The following is a 19,957-nucleotide window of genomic DNA, read 5'->3' as shown; positions in this document are numbered from 1 at the left end:
CGCCCGCGGCCTTTGTATTCACAATTTGTCAGGTGGTTTTATGGACAGCATCAACAGCCGCATCGCCGAGGAACTCGGTGTCCGCCCGCAACAGGTCGAAGCGGCCGTGGCCCTGCTTGATGAAGGATCGACGGTACCGTTCATCGCCCGTTACCGCAAAGAGGTGACCGGCAGCCTGGATGACACCCAACTGCGCAATCTGGAAGAGCGCCTGCGCTACCTGCGTGAACTGGACGACCGCCGCGCCAGCATCCTGGCCAGCATCGAAGAGCAAGGCAAACTCACCCCGGAACTGGCCCGCGAGATCAAACTGGCTGACACCAAGACGCGCCTCGAAGACCTTTACCTGCCGTACAAGCAAAAGCGCCGCACCAAGGGCCAGATCGCCCTGGAAGCTGGCCTGGGCGAACTCGCCGATGGCCTGATGAACGACCCGCAACTGAGCCCGGAAACCGAAGCCGCGCGCTTCGTCGACGCCGAGAAAGGCGTGGCCGACCTCAAGGCCGCGCTCGAAGGCGCCAAGTACATTCTCATGGAGCGCTTCGCCGAAGACGCCAGCCTGCTCGACAAGCTGCGCAGCTTCCTCAAGCAGGAGGCCGTGCTCAGCGCCCGTGTGGTGGCCGGCAAGGAAGAGGAAGGCGCCAAGTTCCGCGACTATTTCGAACATGACGAGCTGCTCAAAAGCGTACCCTCGCACCGCGCCCTGGCTATTTTCCGTGGTCGCAACGAAGGCGTCCTGGCTGCATCGCTGAAGGTTGGCGAAGAACTGCCGGGCACCCTTCACCCCTGCGAACTGATGATTGCCGAACGCTTCGGCCTGCAGAACCAAAACCGCCCAGCCGACAAGTGGCTGGGTGAAGTGGTGCGCTGGACTTGGAAGGTTAAGCTCTACAGCCACCTGGAAACCGACCTGTTCGGCGAACTGCGCGATAACGCCGAAAGCGAAGCCATCAACGTATTCGCCCACAACCTGCACGACCTGCTGCTGGCTGCCCCAGCCGGCCCGCGCGCCACCCTCGGTCTCGACCCTGGCTTGCGTACCGGCTGCAAGGTGGCGGTGGTCGATGCCACCGGCAAGTTGCTCGATACCGCCACGGTCTACCCACACGTTCCGAAAAACCAGTGGGACCAGACCATCGCTGTGCTCGCCGCCCTGTGCGCCAAGCATTCGGTAGAACTGATTGCGATCGGCAACGGCACCGCCAGCCGCGAAACCGACAAACTGGCTGCCGAGCTGATCAAAAAATATCCAGCGCTGAAAATGACCAAGATCATGGTCTCTGAAGCCGGTGCTTCGGTGTACTCGGCGTCGGAACTGGCAGCCCGCGAATTCCCGGACCTGGACGTTTCGATCCGTGGTGCGGTGTCGATCGCCCGCCGTCTGCAGGATCCGCTGGCAGAGCTGGTGAAGATCGATCCGAAATCCATCGGTGTCGGCCAGTACCAGCACGACGTTTCCCAACTCAAACTGGCGCGCGGCCTGGACGCCGTGGTTGAAGACTGCGTGAACGCCGTCGGTGTCGACGTCAACACTGCTTCGGTCGCCCTGCTGTCGCGCATCTCCGGCCTCAACAGCACCTTGGCGCAGAACATCGTCAGCCACCGCGACGCCAACGGCGCCTTCAAAACCCGTGCAGCCTTGAAAAAGGTCAGCCGTTTGGGTGAAAAAACCTTCGAACAGGCCGCCGGCTTCCTACGCGTGATGAACGGTGACAACCCGCTGGACGCTTCGGCAGTGCACCCTGAGGCCTACCCGCTGGTACAACGCATTGCTGCCGATACCGACCGCGACATCCGCTCGCTGATTGGCGACAGTGGTTTCCTCAAGCGCCTGGACCCGAAAAAATTCACCGACGAAACCTTCGGCCTGCCAACGGTTACCGACATCCTCCAGGAACTGGACAAACCCGGCCGCGACCCGCGCCCCGAGTTCAAAACCGCTGAATTCCAGGAAGGGGTCGAAGACCTCAAAGACCTGCAACTGGGCATGATCCTCGAAGGCGTGGTCACCAACGTCACCAACTTCGGTGCCTTCGTCGACATCGGCGTCCACCAGGACGGCCTGGTGCACATCTCGGCGCTGTCCGAGAAGTTCATCAAAGACCCACGCGAAGCGGTCAAAGCCGGCGACGTGGTCAAGGTCAAGGTCATGGAAGTCGACATTCCGCGCAAACGGGTCGGCCTGTCGATGCGCATGAGCGACACCCCAGGCGAGAAGATCGATGGCGCTCGTGGTAGCCGCCCAGGCTCTGCCCCGCGCCAGCAAAGCGCAGCACCGCGTGCCAAGGAAACGCCGGCTCCGGCCAACAATGCCATGGCCGCGCTGTTCGCCAACGCCAAACAGCTGAAGAAGAAGTGATGGAGGTTCCCGAAGAGGTCGTGTACAGCGCCTTCAGTCAGTTGCTCGGTTGCCGTCTGCAGCGCCTGGAACCAGGTGTTGCAGAAGTAACCCTGTCGGTGGAAGCGCATTTGCGCAATCGCGGCGGCAAGTTACACGGTGGTGCACTGTTCAGCCTGGTGGACATCGCCATGGGCCTGGCCTGTTCCAGCGCCCACGGCTTTGATCAGCAGAGCGTGACCATAGAATGCAAGATCAACTACCTGCGCCCCGTCAGTGACGGGGAGGTGTTGTGCATTGCCCAGGTTCTGCAGGCAGGCCGGCGTCTGTTTGTGGTCGAAGCCGATGTGCGCCAAGAGGGAAAATGCGTGGCAAAAGCACAGGGAACCTTCACGTTGCTGTAGAGGCTCACGCGTCCCGCTCAGCGTTCCTCTCATAGCGCTGGGCGAGACGAAAGGCCGCCGTTAGCCGGTTCACCGCAGCAAGCAGGTCATCTTTATGGTGCCCTGCCATTACCTGAAGGCGCATACGTGCCGACCCTTTGGCGACCGCCGGGTACTCCACTAAATTGGCAACCATCTGCAGGTCGGGTAACTCTCGCCCCACCAGTCGTGCCAAACGCTCGTTGCCCATCTTGACGCAGACAATGGGCGAGTCGGTCCCATGGACCTCAAATTTTTCTTCACCCAAGCGCTGGCGCAACACGCGAATATTGGCCATCAGTTGTTCTCGCAGGCGGGCCCCTTCCTCAGAAACGATGATTCTCAGACAATCGCCGATCACTGCGGCCTGCACAGGTGACAACGCATTGGAAAAAGTATGGGGGGAGCTGTAGTAGCGCAGATACTCTTTAACGCTGTGTTGACGACAGGCGACAAACCCGCCATTGGAAGCAAAGGTCTTGGAAAAGCTGCCCATCACCACGTCGACTTTACCTCGCATTCCCTGATCGCCAACATGCCCCCAGCCATTTGCCCCCAAACACCCCAGGTCGTGAGCGACATCGACTACCAACGTCGCGCCAAATTCTGTCGAGAGCCTCTGCATGGCCGAGATGTCCGGCGTGTCAGAGTCCATGGAAAACAGGCTTTCCGTCACTACGAGTACACCTGCCTCGTGAGCTTCGCTGCGAATCTTCTTTAGCTGCTCACGCTACGACATCAAGTCGTTGTGCCGAAACAAATGCACGTTACGGGTTGCTGCCTGGGCACCTTCGTGCAGGCAAGCATGCGCGAGTCGATCCATGACAATGTAATCGCCAGGCCTGACCAGCGCCTTGATGACGCCATAGCCCGCCGCCCATCCGGTTGGAAACAAAGTGACATACGGTTGTTGAAGAAACTCGCCCAGCTGTTCCTCCAGCGCTAGCGAAAGTGATGTATTACCCACCAGCGCCGGTGACCCTGCGCTGTGCACACCAAAACTCTGAAGCGCCTCAATAGCCACTGCTTTTATGCTGGGATGCGAAGACAAGCTCAGGTAATCCTGTGAAGCCAGGTTTATGCCGGTGAAGAGCCGCCCGGTATCACTACGTACCTGACATACACCGTGCGGGCCGTTTTCCGTAGAACGTCCCAAAGACCACACACCGGCAACGCGCCGGGCTTGCTGCCATTCGAAAAATGGCTCCAGACGAGTCAGCAAATGTGCTCCTGGCAATACGCGAAAATCCTGCATACTGCCGCCCAGCGGATCGAAACCAGCCATGATCGTTACCTAGCCGAAGGTCCTATGCCGCCATTGAGCATCAATTGCAGTCGTCGGCGAAACTGGCAAAAATGCTAGGTGGCAGGTAGGCGCGGGCGTAGTTATGGCTGGCAGATGCCATTGTTTGTAAGGTATTTTTAGTGATAACGGATGCGGTTTGATCCCTTGTTAGCGGCAGGCGTTGCGCCATGGGACACCGACACCTAGCCAGGCGACAACGCCAGTTCCTCTGTCCACCCTTGTAGACCGTCAATTCCACCCCCATATTGGGGCGACTGACGCGTGAAGGAATCCATCTTGAGCGAACTTCTCAACCGCCGCCTGAGCCTGCTCGGCGAAGGCGACAACCTCTCCCTGCTCAAGCAGTGCCTGCACGGCATCGAGCGCGAATGCTTGCGTGTGACCGAGGAAGGTCGCCTGGCACAAACCCCGCACCCCGAGGCTCTCGGCGCGGCGTTGACCCACGAGCAGATCACCACGGACTATTCGGAGTCGCTGCTGGAGTTCATCACCCCAGCCCTGGCTGACCCGGCGCAGACCCTCGAAAGCCTGGAGAATATCCACCGTTTCGCTTACACCCAGCTGGGCAGCGAATACCTGTGGAGCCCGTCTATGCCGTGCCCACTACCGGCAGAGGAAGACATTCCGATTGCCTGGTATGGCACATCCAACATCGGTCAGCTCAAGTATGTCTATCGCAAGGGCCTGGCCCTGCGTTACGGCCGCACCATGCAGTGCATTGCCGGGATTCACTACAATTTCTCGCTGCCAGAAAAACTCTGGCCGCTGCTGCGTGCCGCTGAAGGCAGCAACCTGGATGATCGCGCTTATCAGTCGGCGGCCTACATCGCCCTGATCCGCAACTTCCGCCGCTACAGCTGGCTGCTGATGTACCTATTCGGTGCCTCGCCCGCACTCGACGCCGGCTTCCTGCGCGGCCGCCCGCATCAGCTCGAACAGTTCGACGCCGACACCCTCTACCTGCCATACGCCACCAGCTTGCGTATGAGCGACCTGGGCTACCAGAGCAATGCCCAGGCCGGCCTTACCCCGTGCTACAACGATCTGAACAGCTACACCGACAGCCTGCGCAAGGCCGTCGCCACCCCGTATGCGCCGTATGTCGAGATCGGCACACACAAAGATGGCGAGTGGGTGCAACTGAACACCAACATCCTGCAGATCGAAAACGAGTACTACTCGAACATCCGTCCGAAGCGCGTGACCTACAGCGGCGAACGTCCGATCCAGGCCCTGATGGCGCGTGGCATCCAGTACGTCGAAGTGCGTTGCCTGGACATCAACCCGTTCCTGCCCACCGGCATTGACCTTAACGAAGCGCGCTTTCTCGACGCCTTCCTGCTGTTCTGCGCCCTGGAAGACAGCCCGCTGCTGGGTTATCTGGAGTGCGGCAACTGCACCAGCAACTTCCTCAGTGTGGTCAAAGAAGGTCGCCGCCCAGGTTTGATGCTGCAGCGTCACGGCAAGCCGGTAGCGCTCAAGGAATGGGCTGACGAATTGCTTGAACGTATTGCCCCGCTGGCCGAACTGCTCGACCGCAGCCTGGCCAGTGATGAGCATGGCAAAGCGCTGGAGCTGCAAAAAGCCAAAGTCAGCGACCCGTCCCTGACGCCGTCGGCGCAGGTACTGGCGAGCATGACTGAGCACAAGGAGAGCTTCAGCCGCTTTGCCTTGCGCCAAAGCCAGGCACATGCCGAGTTTTTCCGCGCCAAGGCGCTACCAGCGCAAGAGCAACAGCGCTTTGAAGCCGCAGCCCGCGAGTCACTGGAAGCCCAGGCCAAGTTGGAGCGTGAAGAGAACAAGGCCGACTTCGACCTGTTCGTCAGCGCTTACCAGGCCAGTATCCTGGCAATCAGCAACTGACATGAGCCGCACAGTCAGCCCACGCAAACCCCGCGCCCGCAGTCAGGCGCGGATCGACTCGATCCTTGAGGCGGCACGTACCCTGCTGGCCAGTGAGGGTGTGGCCAGCCTGTCGATCTACAGCGTTGCCGAACGGGCACAAATCCCGCCGTCATCGGTGTATCACTTTTTCGCCAGCGTACCGGCGCTGCTCGAAGCCCTGACCGCCGACGTTCATGGCGCATTTCGCGCCTGCCTGGCAGCCCCCATCGAGACATCGACGCTGAACACCTGGCACGACCTGTCGCGCCTGGTGGAACAACGCATGCTGAGTATCTACAACGAAGATGCGGCGGCCCGCCAATTGATTCTCGCCCAGCACGGCCTGAGCGAGGTGACCCAGGCCGACCGCCAACACGACATCGAACTGGGCGACCTGATGCACAAGTTGTTTGCCCAGCATTTTCAGCTGCCGGCGCTACCAGAAGATGTGGACGTGTTTGCCCTGGCCATGGAGCTGGGTGACCGGGTGTATGCCCGCTCAGTGCAGTTGCATGGCCAGATCACGCCACGCATGGCCGAAGAAGGCATGCGCGTGTTTGATGCTTACTTAGGGCTATACCTGCCACCCTTCCTGCCAAAGTGGGAGCGGGCTTGCCCCGCGACGCGATGTAACTGATACACCGCTATCGCGGGGCAAGCCCGCTCCCACCCAGGTCAGCTGATTACAGCTTGGCAATCGACACTTCAGTAGATTTCACGAAGGCAATCACTTCACTGCCAATGGCCAACTCCAGCTCACGCACTGAGCGGGTGGTGATCACCGAGGTGACGATGCCCGATGCCGTCTGCACATCGATTTCCGACAGCACCGGCCCTTCGAGGATTTCTTTCACAGTGCCTTTGAACTGGTTACGTACGTTGATCGCTTTGATAGTCATTGGTCTGCTTCCTTTTCGTTAATGAGCCCAACGCAGTTGCGTGGGTAAAGGTGCTACGGGTTCCGGCTCGGGCGGTGCGCCCGGAACCGAAAGAACGCGGTTGAGAACTTCGGTTTCCAGCGCCGCCAGGCGATGGGAACCCCGTACACGCGGGCGCGGTAAGTCGATGGTCAGGTCCAGCCCGACCTCACCGTCTTCAATCAGAATCACCCGGTCAGCGACCGCGACCGCTTCGCTGACGTCATGGGTAACCAACAGCACGGTAAAACCGTGTTGGCGCCAGAGCCGTTCGATCAGTTGCTGCATCTCGATGCGCGTCAGGGCGTCCAATGCCCCCAGTGGCTCGTCGAGCAACAGCAGGCGCGGCTGGTGAATCAGCGCGCGAGCCAATGCCACACGCTGCTTCTGGCCGCCGGACAAAGCCGCAGGCCATTCGTTGGCGCGCTCGGCCAAGCCGACCGCCTCCAGGGCTCGCAATGCCTGCCCACGCCAGTCGCCGGACAACCCCAGGCCAACGTTGTCGATGACCTTTTTCCATGGCAGCAAACGCGCTTCCTGGAACATCAGGCGGGTGTCTTCACGCGCTTCGCTCAAGGGCGCAGAGCCTGCTAACAGTTCGCCGCCAGTGGGCTGATCGAGCCCGGCGAGCAGGCGCAGCAACGTGCTCTTGCCGCAGCCGCTGCGCCCGACGATGGCGACGAACTGCCCGGCTGGAATATGCAGATCGATGTCACCCAGCACAGTGCGCTGGCCAAAGGTTTTCTGCAGGTTGTTGGCCGCCAGCGGAATACCGCGCAGCAAATGCTGTGGCGCTTCTTTGAGGATGGTCATGCGCCCTCTCCCCGGGTTGGTTGATAAGCCGGGTGCCAACGCAGCCAGACTCGCTCCAGCCCCCGCGCGGCCAGGTCGGCCAGCTTGCCGAGCACGGCGTACAGCACAATCGCCAGCACCACGACGTCGGTCTGCAGGAACTCACGGGCATTCATCGCCAGATAGCCGATGCCTGCGTTGGCCGAAATGGTTTCGGCCACGATCAGGGTCAGCCACATAAAGCCCAGGGCAAAACGCACACCGACCAGAATCGAAGGCAAGGCCCCCGGCAGAATCACCTGGCGAAACAGTTCAAACCCAGACAGGCCATAGCTGCGCGCCATTTCCACCAGCGCCGGGTCAACGTTGCGGATACCGTGATAGGTGTTGAGGTAAATCGGGAACAAGGTACCCAGCGCCACCAGGAAAATTTTCGCCGACTCATCAATACCGAACCACAGAATCACCAATGGGATCAGCGCCAGGTGCGGCACGTTGCGGATCATCTGCACCGAGCTGTCGAGCAGGCGCTCGCCCCATCTCGACAGCCCGGTGATAAAGCCCAACGCCAGGCCGATCGAACCACCGATCACGAAGCCAAGGGCCGCACGCCAGCCGCTGATCGCCAAGTGGGTCCAGATTTCACCGCTGCGGACCAGCTCGACACCCGCGCTAAACACCGCGCTCGGTGCCGGCAGGATGCGCGTTGACAGCCAGCCAGCGCTGACTGCCAATTGCCAGACCGCCAACAGCAACAGCGGTAGCGCCCAGGGCGCCAGGCGCTGTGGCCAAGGAGTGGATGCTCGACTCATGGCGATACCCTCAGCGCTGCGCTGCGGATTTGGGCAGGATGTCATTGGCGACCATTTCGCCAAACGGGCTCACGTAGCCACCGCTTTTCGGCAGTTCCGGACGCTCCACATCCAGGTGCGGGAACAGCAGCTCAGCGACCCGGTACGACTCTTCCAGGTGTGGATAACCCGAGAAGATGAAGGTATCGATACCCAATGCCGCGTATTCCTTGACCCGTTCTGCCACGGTCGGGCCATCGCCCACCAGCGCCGTACCGGCACCACCGCGTACCAAACCGACACCGGCCCAGAGGTTAGGGCTGACTTCGAGGTTGTCACGGTTGCCGCCGTGCAACGCGGCCATGCGTTGCTGACCCACCGAGTCAAAACGTGCCAGCGAGGCTTGAGCGCGGGCAATGGTGTCGTCGTCCAGGTGCGAGATCAGCCGCTCAGCGGCCTGCCAGGCTTCAGCGTTAGTCTCACGCACAATCACATGCAAGCGAATGCCGAAGCGCACGGTGCGGCCTTGCTTGGCGGCCTTGGCGCGCACTTGTTCGATTTTCTCGGCCACTGCTGCCGGCGGCTCACCCCAGGTCAGGTACAGCTCGACCTGCTCGGCGGCAAGGTCTTGTGCCGCTTCGGAAGAACCACCGAAATACAGCGGCGGACGTGGCTGCTGAATTGGCGGATAAAGCAGCTTCGCCCCTTTGACCTGAATATGCTGACCGTCGTAGTCAACGGTTTCGCCTTCCAGCACCCGCCGCCAGATGCGGGTGAATTCCACCGACGCCTGGTAGCGCTCTTCGTGGCTGAGGAATAGGCCATCACCGGACAGCTCTTCGGGATCACCACCGGTGACCAGGTTGAACAACGCACGGCCGCCGGAGAGTCGATCCAGGGTCGCGGCCTGACGTGCGGCCACCGTCGGCGAGATGATGCCGGGGCGCAGAGCCACCAGGAATTTCAAACGCTGGGTCACCGGAATCAGCGACGCAGCTACCAGCCAGGAGTCCTCGCAGGAACGCCCGGTCGGAATCAGTACACCACCAAAGCCCAAACGGTCGGCAGCCTGGGCGATTTGCTGCAGGTAGCCGTGATCGACGGCGCGTGCACCTTCAGCGGTGCCCAGGTAGTGGCCGTCACCATGGGTGGGAAGAAACCAGAAAACGTTGAGGCTCATTGGAGTTGTCTCCTAAAGGGAACGCAAGCCGGGCACACCGCCCGGCACGGGCAAATCGTCAAGGCGCGGTGGCAACCTTGGCCGGGGGAGTCCAGATCACATCCTTGATGCTCAGCGGTTTGGGAATCAGCTTGAGCGTGTGGAAGGTATCGGCGATTTTCTGTTGAGCGATGACCACGTCCGGGGTCAGGAAGTGCGCGCCATAGCCCTGGCGTTTCACCGAGGTCAGGGTGATGTCGGCGGGCAGGCCCAGCAGCGGTGCGACTTGATCGGTAACCTCCTGCGGGTTGGCCTTCGACCACTCGCCCACCGCGCGCACTTCGTCCACCAGCGCACTGATCACCTCTGGGTGCTTTTGCGCATACGGCTTGGTCGCCAGATAGAACTGATGGTTGTCGACGATGCCCTTGCCGTCACGCAGGGTGCGAGCCTGCAATTGCTGTTCGGCAGCGGCCTGGTACGGATCCCAGATGACCCAGGCATCGACACTGCCACGCTCGAACGCGGCGCGGGCATCGGCGGGTGGCAGGAACACAGGCTGGATATCGGTGTATTTAAGGCCGGCATCTTCCAGCGCACGCACCAGCAGGTAGTGCACGTTGGAGCCTTTGTTCAGGGCGACTTTCTTGCCCTTGAGCTCTTTCACCGACTGGATCGGCGAACCCTTGGGCACCAGGATCGCTTCACTGTGTGGCGCTGGCGGCTCATACGCCACATACAGCAGGTCGGCACCAGCCGCCTGAGCAAATACAGGTGGGGTTTCACCGGTAACGCCAAAGTCGATGGAACCAACGTTCAGGCCTTCCAGCAGCTGCGGGCCGCCGGGGAACTCCGTCCATTGCACCTGAATACCTTGGGCAGCCAGACGCTTCTCCAGCGAGCCTTTGGCCTTGAGCAGCACCAGGGTGCCGTACTTCTGATAACCGATACGCAGGCTTTCGGCCTGAGCTTGAGTAATGGCGCCGAAGGACACAGCCGCAGCAAACAGAGCGACCAGACCACGACGCAAAATGACAGTGCGCATAGCGCTCTCCTTTTGCTGTTGGGTTCAGGCTGCACCTGCTTGCCCGTTGGCGGGCGAGTAAGGTGGGAATTGCAGTGAAACGGGTAAGGCGCCTCAGATGCTCCAGCGAGCACTGAGCAAACGTTCGTTCAATACACCGGGCGCAACCGGTTTCGGTCGGCGTGCCAGCGCACTGTGAAACAGGTCGAGCGATTCGTTCAGGCGTTGCTCCAGAGCCGGGGCCAACTGTGCGGCAGCGCTGCCTTCGCCATAGGCGATCTGACTGTCATCGGCGAAGATCCCTTGCAGGGTTTCCTGGGCCTTGAGTGCAGACAGCACGGGCTTGAGCGCGTAGTCCACCGCCAGCATATGGGCGATGCTGCCACCAGTAGCGATGGGCAATACTACCTTGTGGCTCAGGGCGCGTTCAGGCAGCAGATCGAGCAGGGTTTTCAGCGCACCGGCAAACGATGCCTTGTACACCGGCGTTGCTACAATCAGGCCGTCTGCCTGCTCTACCAGTTGCAGAAAATGCTGCACCCTGGGGCTGTCGAAACGCGCATGCAGTAAATCTTCGGCAGGGAAATCACGCACCTGGAATGTCACCACTTCAACGCCCTGCTCTTGCAGCCACTGACGACTGCGCTCAAGCAGTACGCCGGAACGTGAACGCAAACTGGGACTACCACCGAGAGAAACAACCAACATTGCCGCGTATCCTTGATCGTGTTCTAAAAGGCCGCGAGGTTGAGTTCTCGCTGGAATGCAGTGACCTTAACAGTTCATTTCATATATCAATAAATCATATTTTTTCATTTGTTTATTCTTTTACGAGCTATTAAAAAGCTCGCGGGGCAAGCCCGCTCCCACCGGAATTGCACAGACTCTGTGGGAGCGGGTTTGCCCCGCGATAAAGCCAATAATCAGCGATTAGGCTGCGGCGTCAGGCGCAGGTAAGGCTTGACCGCCCGGTAGCCCTTCGGAAAGCGCTGTTTGATCTCGTCTTCATCCTTGAGCGACGGCACGATCACCACTTCATCACCGTCCTGCCAGTTGGCCGGGGTGGCAACCTTGTGGTTGTCGGTCAGTTGCAGTGAGTCGATCACCCGCAGGATCTCGTGGAAGTTACGCCCGGTGCTGGCCGGGTAGGTGATGGTCAGGCGGATCTTTTTGTTCGGGTCGATGACGAACAACGAGCGCACGGTGAGGGTGTCGCTGGCATTGGGATGAATCAGGTCGTAGAGGTCAGACACCTTGCGATCGGCATCAGCCAGGATCGGGAAGTTAACGATGGTGTTCTGGGTTTCGTTGATGTCTTCGATCCAGCGATGGTGCGAATCCACCGGGTCGACCGACAGGGCGATGGCCTTGACCCCGCGCTCGGCGAATTGTTCTTTGAGCTTGGCGGTAAAGCCCAGCTCGGTGGTGCACACCGGGGTGAAGTCTGCCGGGTGCGAGAACAACACGCCCCAGCTGTTACCCAGCCATTCATGGAAACGGATCTTGCCGTCGCTGGATTCCTGTTCAAAGTCGGGGGCGATATCGCCGAGTCTGAGGCTCATGGTGCGGCTCCTTGGCTGGGTTCGTTATGGGCTAACTGTGCCTGCACTGGCATAAAAACAAAAAGAATAAATATTGATTTATTTATAACTTTTAAAGCTATTGATGCACAGACAAAAAAAAGCCTCGCACTAGGCGAGGCTTCTCGTTTCAACCGGACTTACATGAAGTTGTAAGTGTAGTTGAAGATCAGGCGGGTCTGATCCTGGTCGGCACTGGCTTCGGAACCAGCACCACGGTAAACACCGTGACGCAGGCTGGCGCCCAAGCCTTTGAGGGTGCCTTCCTGAATGACGTAGTCGATGCGCGCATCGCGTTCCCATTCGTTGTAGCTGCTGCCATTTTTTGCGCTCTTGATGTCATCGCCACGCAGGTAGGAAACCGACGCCTTCAGACCTGGCACGCCCAGACGCGCGAAGTCGTAAGCATATTGACCAAAGGTGGTGTTCTCACCCGCTTTGGCGAACTGGTTGATCATGCTGTCGGTGAACAGGTAGAAGCTGGAGCCACCGGCACCTTCGGTGCTGGTGTTGGAAGTACCGTCTTTGGTGATACCACCTTGGTTCAACCAGACAAAACCACCGTCATCACCGATCTGCTGGTGACCCAACAGGAAGGAGTGGCCGCCCAAGGTATAGGTGAACATGGCGCTCCAGGTCTTGTTGTCGACCTCGCCCTTGTTCTTGGCATAACCCTTGTTGTTGTCGAACTGATAACCGGTTTCACCGTTCTTGCCGTCGCTGCTGCTGTCGAAGTAACGCAGGTCAGTTTTGAACGACTGGTCTTCGGCGATCGGGTAGACGTGAACCAGGCCCAGGAAGTGCTGTTTGTAGAAGTCTTCCAGGTTCGAGTAGTAGTACTGCAGGGTCAGGTCTTTGGTGACCTTCCAGTCGCCACCAGCGAACTGGAACTTGTTGCTGTCCTGAGTGGCGCCAGCAACAGACAGACCAGTACGGTTGCTCGACGCACGACCCATGGCGTGGGTCAGTTGACCAGCGTTCAGGGTCAGGTTGTCGATTTCTTTCGACTGAATCGTGCCACCTTCAAAGGTTTGCGGCAGCAGACGACCGTCGTTGGCAACCAGGATTGGCAGGTTCGGTGCCAGCGCGCTACCGAAGTGAGCCTCAGTTTTGGAGAAGCGCGCTTTGGCGTTGGCACCAAAACGGCCCCACTGGCTCTCAGCCGATTTATCAGTGTCGCTTGGGAAGAAGCTGCTGTTGTCCGGGTGGTGGCCTTTACCGCCATCCAGGTGAATACCCCACAGAGCCTGTGCATCAACGCCGAAACCTACGGTACCTTCAGTGAAGCCCGAGATGTAATCGAGCTTGAAGCCCTGGCCGGATTCGCGGTTATCAGCACCGCCATCACGGTTATCGTTGTTGAAATACATAGTCCGCGAACTGAGCGACAGCTTGCTGTCTTCAACGAAACCGGCAGCGTTTGCTTGCTGGGCAAGCACCCCTACGGCCACGGCGAATGCCAGGGTCGACTTGTACATGTTTTGCTCCTCTCATTTTCTAATTTTTGTGTGTCGCTTACGGCAGGATCTATTGCCCCGCTCGACGTCGATGGGCGATTAGCACCAGAGGGTGACCGTCAAGTCAATCGTAACTATTCATTTCACGACTTTGGTCTAATGCGCCAGACACTGGGGTCAAGGATAATGACAATCCTATAAATCCAAAAAGACTTATTTCGTAAATTTTCAGATTATTACGGAATATGCACCGAAATTTTCTCCGCTTCCGCTGTCGGCACATAAGCTAATTCCTTAAAGCTATAAAAAAATCTACGACTTAGAACCTTTATCTCCCTATGCCCACATCCCGGCTGCCGCAGCCGCAAAAAAGCTTAAAGCGAATGGCTCCTAAGCTAATGCTAAAAAGTTATTTATTTTAAGTTTCTTAGATCATCTAGTCTTGCGACCACTACCCCACTGCTCGCCTGACCAGGAGTTCACCATGACCCTTCATGCTCCGCTGCGCCTGTTCGCCGCCCTGACCCTGGCTGGTGCCAGTTGGTTCGCCCAGGCGGCTGACCTGACCGTCGCCTACCAGACCACCGTAGACCCGGCAAAAGTCGCTCAGGTTAACGGCGACTATGAAAAAGCCAGCAAGGCCAGCATCGACTGGCGCAAGTTCGACAGCGGTGCCGACGTGATCACCGCCGTAGCCTCCGGCGACGTGCAGATCGGCTATCTCGGTTCCAGCCCTCTGGCAGCTGCGGCGACTCGCAAGCTGCCGGTGGAAACCTTTCTGATCGCCACCCAGATCGGTGCGGCCGAAGCCTTGGTCGCCCGTGAGGGTGCAGGAATCAACTCGCCTCAAGACCTGATTGGCAAGAAGATCGCCGTGCCTTTCGTGTCTACCGGGCACTACAGCCTGCTGGCCGCGCTTAAACAGTGGAACATCGACCCGGCCAAGGTACAGATCCTCAACCTCGCACCACCAGCAATCATTGCGGCCTGGAAGCGGGGCGACATCGACGCCACTTACGTCTGGGACCCAGCCCTGGGTGTGGCCAAGGAAAATGGCAAGGTGCTGATCACCTCGGGTGAGCTGGCCGAGAAAGGTGCGCCCACCTTCGACGCCTGGATCGTGCGCAAGGATTTCGCCACCAAGCATCCTGACATCGTCAAAGCCTTCGCCAAAGTCACCCTCGACGCTTACGCCGACTACCGCAAAGACCCACAAGCCTGGCTGGCCGATCAGAGCAATGTCGACAAGCTGGTCAAGCTCTCCGGCGCCAAAGCCACCGACATTCCGGCCCTGCTGCAAGGCAACGTTTACCCGCTGGCCGCTGATCAGGTCGTAGCCCTTGGTGCACCGACCACTCAGGCCATTACCAACACTGCAACCTTCCTTAAGGAACAAGGCAAGGTTGAAGCGGTGCTGCCCGATTACGCGCCGTTTGTAAGTGCGCGCTTTGTGCAGTGATTTGTATCGCGGGGCAAGTCCGCTCCCACTGTAGGAGCGGGCTTGCCCCGCGATCCTGCAGCTAATTGATCGGAGATTGTCATGGCATTGCTTGAGCTGGAGCGCATCAGCGCACAGTACCCCGGTGCAGCCGACGCGGTGCTGGCCGATATCAACCTGAGCCTGGGCCCGCAGCAGTTGCTGGTGGCCCTCGGCCCTTCCGGCAGCGGCAAAACTTCGTTGCTCAACCTGATTGCCGGATTCGTTGCCCCCAGCGCCGGGCGCATCACCCTTGATGGTGTGCCCGTGCAAGGGCCCAGCGCCGAACGCGGCGTGGTGTTCCAGGACGATGCCCTGCTGCCTTGGCAGGATGTGCTGGCCAACGTCGCCTTTGGCCTTGAGCTGGCCGGCGTACCACGCCCCGAGCGCGAGCGCAAAGCCCGGGAAATGCTCGCCTTGGTCGATCTGGCTGACTTCGGCGCCCGACGCATCTGGCAATTGTCCGGCGGGCAGAAGCAACGCGTGGGCCTGGCCCGTGCCTTGGCCGCCGATCCACGGGTGCTATTAATGGACGAGCCGTTCGGTGCCCTGGATGCCTTTACCCGTGAACAAATGCAGGAGCTGCTGTTGCAGGTCTGGCAGCGCACGGCCAAACCGGTGTTCCTGATTACCCACGACATCGAAGAAGCCGTGTTCCTGGCCACCGACTTGATTCTACTGGCGCCTAACCCTGGGCAAATCGTCGAACGTCTGCATCTGGATTTCGGCCGCCGCTATGCCGCAGGCGAATCGGCGCGGGCAATCAAGTCGGACCCTCGCTTTATAGAAACCCGCGAGCATGTGCTGAGCCGGGTGTTTTCTCAACGCAGCGCCGCGCTGCGGCAGGAGTTCGCATGAGCAGCCTGGACGTGCCGGTAGCGGCCAAACACAGCAGCCCGTCACCATCGGCTGCCACACCTCAACGTACCCTCAGCACACGCTGGATCAGTGGCCTGACATTAGCCACCCTGCTTGTGCTGTGGTGGGCGGTGACCGCTGCCGAGTGGATCGAGCCGTTGTTTCTGCCATCCCCTGAAGCGGTGCTGAGCAAGGCCTGGTTACTGCTGACCCAGGGCTATATGGAGTCGACCTTGTGGCAGCACCTGGCTGCCAGCCTCGGGCGCATAGGCCTGGCGCTGGGCGCAGCGATTGTCACGGCCATTCCGATTGGAATCGCCATCGGCCACAACCGTATCGCCCGCGGGATTCTCGATCCGCTGATCGAGTTTTACCGTCCGATTCCACCCTTGGCCTACCTGCCGCTGATTGTGATCTGGTGCGGTATCGGCGAGTTGTCGAAGGTGCTGTTGATCTACCTGGCGATCTTTGCACCGATTGCCATTGCCACCGCCACCGGAGTACGTACGGTTGATCCGGCCAAGCTGCGCGCGGCGCAATCGTTGGGGGCTACCCGTGCCCAGCTGATCCGCCACGTCATTTTGCCCAGCGCCCTGCCCGACATTCTTACCGGTGTACGCATCGGCCTCGGAGTTGGCTGGTCAACGCTGGTCGCCGCCGAGCTGATCGCCGCCACCAGTGGCCTGGGTTTTATGGTGCAGTCGGCTGCGCAGTTCCTGGTTACCGATGTGGTGGTACTGGGCATCCTGGTGATCGCACTGATTGCCTTCGCCCTTGAAATGAGCCTGCGCGCCCTGCAGCGCAAACTGGTGCCTTGGCACGGCCAGAGTCATTGAAGACAAAGAGAACAATCATGAGCCTGACCATTACTCCGCTGCGCTCTGCACTCGGCGCCCAGATCAGCGGCATTGACCTGAACTGCGAGATCAACAGCGAGCAACGTGATGCCATCGAGCAGGCCCTGCTCAAGCACCAGGTGCTGTTCTTCCGTGACCAGCCGATCAACCCGCAACAGCAAGCTGCATTCGCTGCGCGCTTTGGTGACCTGCATATCCACCCGATCTACCCAAACGTACCGGAAACCCCGCAGGTGCTGGTACTCGACACCGCCGTGACCGACGTGCGCGACAACGCCATTTGGCACACCGACGTGACCTTCCTGCCCACCCCGGCCTTGGGTGCGGTGCTCAGCGCCAAGCACCTGCCGGCGTACGGTGGCGATACCTTGTGGGCCAGCGGCATTGCGGCGTTTGAAGCTTTGTCAGCACCGCTTCAGCAACTGCTCGACGGCCTGACCGCGACCCATGACTTCACCAAGTCATTTCCTCTGGAACGCTTCGGTACGACGCCTGAAGACCTGCAGCGCTGGGAAACGGCACGGCGCAACAATCCGCCGTTGTCACATCCGGTGATCCGCACGCACCCGGTCAGCGGGCGCAAGTCGCTGTTCGTCAACGAGGGCTTCACCACGCGAATCAATGAGCTGAATGAGGCGGAGAGCGAGGCGATCCTTAAATTGCTGTTCGCTCATGCCACGCGGCCGGAGTTCACCATCCGCTGGCGTTGGCAGGAGAACGACGTGGCTTTCTGGGACAACCGCGTCACCCAGCACTACGCGGTGGATGACTACCGGCCACAACGGCGGGTGATGCATCGGGCGACCATTCTGGGGGATGCGCCGTTCTGAGACCCAGATCGCGGGGCAAGCCCACTCCCACAAGAATTGCACAGCCCTTGTGGGAGCGGGCTTGCCCCGCGATACATTCAACGCACCAAATGCAGATACTGCATATGCCGCTCGTACTGATCGAGGATGTCGTTGATGATCTGCTCTTTGCTGTAGCCGACCAGGTCATAGTCCTGGCTACCTTCGCTCAGATGCACCTCCGCACGGTAGTAGCGGCGGTTCTTCAACTCCTGAGTACCCAGCCCAGCCAAAGCAAATGACGGCGTGAAGTAGCCACGCATCTGCACTTGGTAAATGAACGGCTGCTCCTCACCATGGCCGATCTTCAAGCTGACGTTGTCATGGCTGGGGTCTTCCTGGGTAATAACGTTCAGACCTTTCTCGACAAACACCTCGGTCACCTCGGCAATCGCCGGGCGCACCACGTCGTCCATGAAGCGGTAGACCTCATCACGCGACGGGAAATGCACCGCCTGGCTCAAGCGCTGACGCCAGCCACCACGGCCACGGCGCGAGTTGGCAAACGGTGCCAACGAATGCATCTGCGCAATCTGGCGTTGCGACTCCAGGTAGAACGCCTTGTGCAGGCCCCACATCATCGCCAGCAAAATCACCGAAAACGGCAGCGAGGTCAGCACTACCGCAGACTTCAGCGAGTCGATGCTGCCGGCGAACAACAGGCCAATGGTCACCAACGCGGTCATTGCGCCCCAGAACACCCGAAGCCAGTTCGGCCCGTCTTCGTCAGCGTTGCCGCCACGTGCAGAGAGGGTCGAGAGCACCACGGTGCCCGAGTCGGCCGAGGTGACGAAAAACACAAAGCTGATGAACACCGTAACGGCAATCACCACCTTGCTCCACGGGTAGGTTTCCAGCAGCAGGTACAAGGTCATCGACGGGTTGTCGAGGGCAGACTGGCCCAAGGCAGTCATGCCATGGTCGAGCACCTGGGTAATGGCACTGTTACCGAAAATCGACATCCACGCCAAGGTGAAACCCAACGGAATCAGCAGCACACCGAAGACGAACTCACGAATCGTCCGGCCACGGGAAATCCGCGCAATGAACAAACCAACAAAAGGCGCCCAGGCAATCCACCAGGCCCAGTAGAACACCGTCCAGCCACCCAGCCAGTCCTGCGCTTCGTTGTAGGCATAGACATCAAAACTCTTACGTGGCAATGCCCCCAGGTAATCACCGAGGTTCTGGATCAAGGTATTGAACAGGTGCTGAGTAGGCCCGGCGAACAACACAAACAGCAACAACGCGCAGGCCAGGAACATGTTGATGTCCGACATCACCCGTACGCCCTTTTCCACCCCAGCCACGGCAACGGCCACTGCCGCGCCCATCATCAGGGTGATCAGCGCCACCTGCACCCATTGGGTATGAGGAATACCGAACAGATAATCGAGCCCGGAATTGAGGTGCAACACCCCAAACCCCATATCAGCGCCCAGGCCGAAGACCGTGGCGATGATGCCGAAGCCATCCACCGCGTAACCAATGGGCCCGTTAATGCGCTTGCCGATCAGCGGGTAGAGCGCCGAGCGCAAGGCCAACGGCAGGTTATGCCGGTAGGCGAAATACGCCAGGGCCATACCGACGAAAGCAAACACGCCCCAGCCATGCAGGCCCCAATGCAGAAACAGCAACTCCATCGCCTGGCGCCCAGCCTCGACGGTTCCGGCTTCGCCTTGGGGTGGCTGGAGCATGTGGGTCAGCGGTTCGGAGACGCAAAAGAAAAACAGGGTAATGCTGATGCCTGCAGCGAACAGCATGCCGGCCCAGGATAAATAGCTGAACTCGGGTTCGTCGTGGTCGGCACCGAGCTTGATCTTGCCGTAGCCCGACAAGGCGGTGACCACCACGAAGACCAGGTACAGGGTCATCGCCAGCATGTAGTACCAGCCGACCGTATTGGCCGCCCAGTTTTGCGCGGCCAGCAACCATTCACCCGCTGCCTGCGGATTGCTGATGACCACCAGTCCGAAAAGAAGGATAAAGCCCGCCGCGAAGTAGAAAACGGGCGGATTCATGCGGATTTTGCCGCTGGAAAGAGAACTCGGTGCACCCATTAAACGTGCACCTCGAGATGAGGGGAAAGGCTTGGATTGAACGGGTTCAGCAAAGGGTTTCCTCCTGTTGAACGCCGGCAGCGGACCACCGTTTTAACTTGAACAAGCGTTCAAGTTAAACATGGATGGGGTCCGTAATGCGACCTTTCGCGGGGCAAGCCCGCTCCCACAGTGTAGGAACGGGCTA

At 59.6% G+C, this 19,957-nt stretch carries 17 protein-coding genes and 1 pseudogene; 8 read left to right on the top strand and 10 right to left on the bottom strand.

Annotated elements, in window-relative coordinates; translation table 11 throughout:
• The first annotated feature begins 40 nt into the window (after positions 1-40).
• A complete protein-coding gene (locus E1573_RS20755; RefSeq protein ID WP_133216437.1) occupies positions 41-2,359 on the top strand; it encodes a Tex family protein in 2,319 nt (772 codons plus the stop codon).
• On the top strand, positions 2,359-2,742 hold the full coding sequence (locus E1573_RS20750) for a PaaI family thioesterase (RefSeq protein ID WP_133216436.1): 384 nt from the start codon (positions 2,359-2,361) through the stop codon (positions 2,740-2,742). The genes E1573_RS20755 and E1573_RS20750 overlap by 1 nt, the downstream gene beginning before the upstream one ends.
• A gap of 4 nt (positions 2,743-2,746) precedes the next feature.
• Here E1573_RS20750 and E1573_RS27055 read toward each other — a convergent pair.
• A pseudogene (locus E1573_RS27055) lies at positions 2,747-4,015 on the bottom strand (aminotransferase class I/II-fold pyridoxal phosphate-dependent enzyme).
• 327 nt (positions 4,016-4,342) lie between these two features.
• Here E1573_RS27055 and gshA point away from each other — a divergent pair.
• Together gshA and E1573_RS20735 are read left to right on the top strand one after the other, a co-directional pair.
• Entirely contained in the window at positions 4,343-5,929 is a 1,587-nt protein-coding gene (gshA, locus tag E1573_RS20740; RefSeq protein ID WP_133216435.1) for a glutamate--cysteine ligase, read from the top strand.
• A gap of 1 nt (position 5,930) precedes the next feature.
• On the top strand, positions 5,931-6,587 hold the full coding sequence (locus E1573_RS20735; RefSeq protein ID WP_133216434.1) for a TetR/AcrR family transcriptional regulator: 657 nt from the start codon (positions 5,931-5,933) through the stop codon (positions 6,585-6,587).
• Between the two features lie 46 nt (positions 6,588-6,633).
• On the opposite strand, the gene E1573_RS20730 is transcribed toward E1573_RS20735, so the two are convergent.
• From E1573_RS20730 to E1573_RS20695, 8 genes are all read right to left on the bottom strand, one after another.
• Positions 6,634-6,849: a molybdopterin-binding protein gene (locus E1573_RS20730; protein WP_028942316.1), complete on the bottom strand. Its 216-nt coding sequence runs from the start codon at positions 6,847-6,849 to the stop codon at positions 6,634-6,636.
• Between the two features lie 18 nt (positions 6,850-6,867).
• A complete protein-coding gene (ssuB, locus tag E1573_RS20725) occupies positions 6,868-7,680 on the bottom strand; it encodes an aliphatic sulfonates ABC transporter ATP-binding protein (RefSeq protein ID WP_133216433.1) in 813 nt (270 codons plus the stop codon).
• Entirely contained in the window at positions 7,677-8,471 is a 795-nt protein-coding gene (ssuC, locus tag E1573_RS20720; protein WP_133216432.1) for an aliphatic sulfonate ABC transporter permease SsuC, read from the bottom strand. The genes ssuB and ssuC overlap by 4 nt, the downstream gene beginning before the upstream one ends.
• A 10-nt stretch (positions 8,472-8,481) precedes the next feature.
• Positions 8,482-9,630: an FMNH2-dependent alkanesulfonate monooxygenase gene (gene ssuD, locus E1573_RS20715; protein ID WP_133216431.1), complete on the bottom strand. Its 1,149-nt coding sequence runs from the start codon at positions 9,628-9,630 to the stop codon at positions 8,482-8,484.
• Between the two features lie 58 nt (positions 9,631-9,688).
• Entirely contained in the window at positions 9,689-10,654 is a 966-nt protein-coding gene (locus tag E1573_RS20710; RefSeq protein WP_133216430.1) for a sulfonate ABC transporter substrate-binding protein, read from the bottom strand.
• A 93-nt stretch (positions 10,655-10,747) separates the two neighbouring features.
• Positions 10,748-11,341 (bottom strand): NADPH-dependent FMN reductase, encoded by a 594-nt coding sequence (ssuE, locus tag E1573_RS20705; RefSeq protein WP_133216429.1) that lies wholly within the window; start codon positions 11,339-11,341, stop codon positions 10,748-10,750.
• A 215-nt stretch (positions 11,342-11,556) separates the two neighbouring features.
• Complete coding sequence (locus E1573_RS20700) at positions 11,557-12,195, bottom strand: peroxiredoxin (protein WP_133216428.1); 639 nt, start codon at positions 12,193-12,195, stop codon at positions 11,557-11,559.
• Between the two features lie 158 nt (positions 12,196-12,353).
• Positions 12,354-13,691: an OprD family porin gene (locus tag E1573_RS20695; RefSeq protein WP_133216427.1), complete on the bottom strand. Its 1,338-nt coding sequence runs from the start codon at positions 13,689-13,691 to the stop codon at positions 12,354-12,356.
• 463 nt (positions 13,692-14,154) lie between these two features.
• Between E1573_RS20695 and tauA the strand changes: the two genes are divergently transcribed.
• From tauA to tauD, 4 genes are all read left to right on the top strand, one after another.
• Complete coding sequence (tauA, locus tag E1573_RS20690; RefSeq protein WP_133216426.1) at positions 14,155-15,129, top strand: taurine ABC transporter substrate-binding protein; 975 nt, start codon at positions 14,155-14,157, stop codon at positions 15,127-15,129.
• Positions 15,130-15,210: 81 nt separating this feature from the next.
• Positions 15,211-16,005, top strand: coding sequence for a taurine ABC transporter ATP-binding subunit (tauB, locus tag E1573_RS20685; protein WP_133216425.1), 795 nt, complete (start codon positions 15,211-15,213; stop codon positions 16,003-16,005).
• Positions 16,002-16,841, top strand: a complete 840-nt coding sequence (gene tauC / locus E1573_RS20680) for a taurine ABC transporter permease TauC (RefSeq protein WP_133216424.1) — start codon at positions 16,002-16,004, stop codon at positions 16,839-16,841. The genes tauB and tauC overlap by 4 nt, the downstream gene beginning before the upstream one ends.
• A 17-nt stretch (positions 16,842-16,858) precedes the next feature.
• The gene (gene tauD, locus E1573_RS20675) at positions 16,859-17,692 is read left to right on the top strand and encodes a taurine dioxygenase (protein ID WP_133216423.1); all 834 of its coding nucleotides are present in this window, start codon (positions 16,859-16,861) and stop codon (positions 17,690-17,692) included.
• Positions 17,693-17,769: 77 nt separating this feature from the next.
• Here the strand turns inward: tauD and betT are convergent, their stop codons facing one another.
• Positions 17,770-19,731 carry a choline transporter BetT gene (gene betT, locus E1573_RS20670; RefSeq protein ID WP_165957368.1) on the bottom strand — a complete coding sequence of 654 codons (1,962 nt, stop codon included), beginning with the start codon at positions 19,729-19,731 and terminating at the stop codon, positions 17,770-17,772.
• Between the last annotated feature and the right edge of the window lie 226 nt (positions 19,732-19,957).

It is taken from the genome of Pseudomonas sp. H9 (assembly GCF_004353925.1).
Taxonomy (GTDB): domain Bacteria; phylum Pseudomonadota; class Gammaproteobacteria; order Pseudomonadales; family Pseudomonadaceae; genus Aquipseudomonas.
The sequence above is the reverse complement of the archived record's forward strand: the minus strand, read 5'-3'. Positions and strand labels throughout refer to the sequence as shown.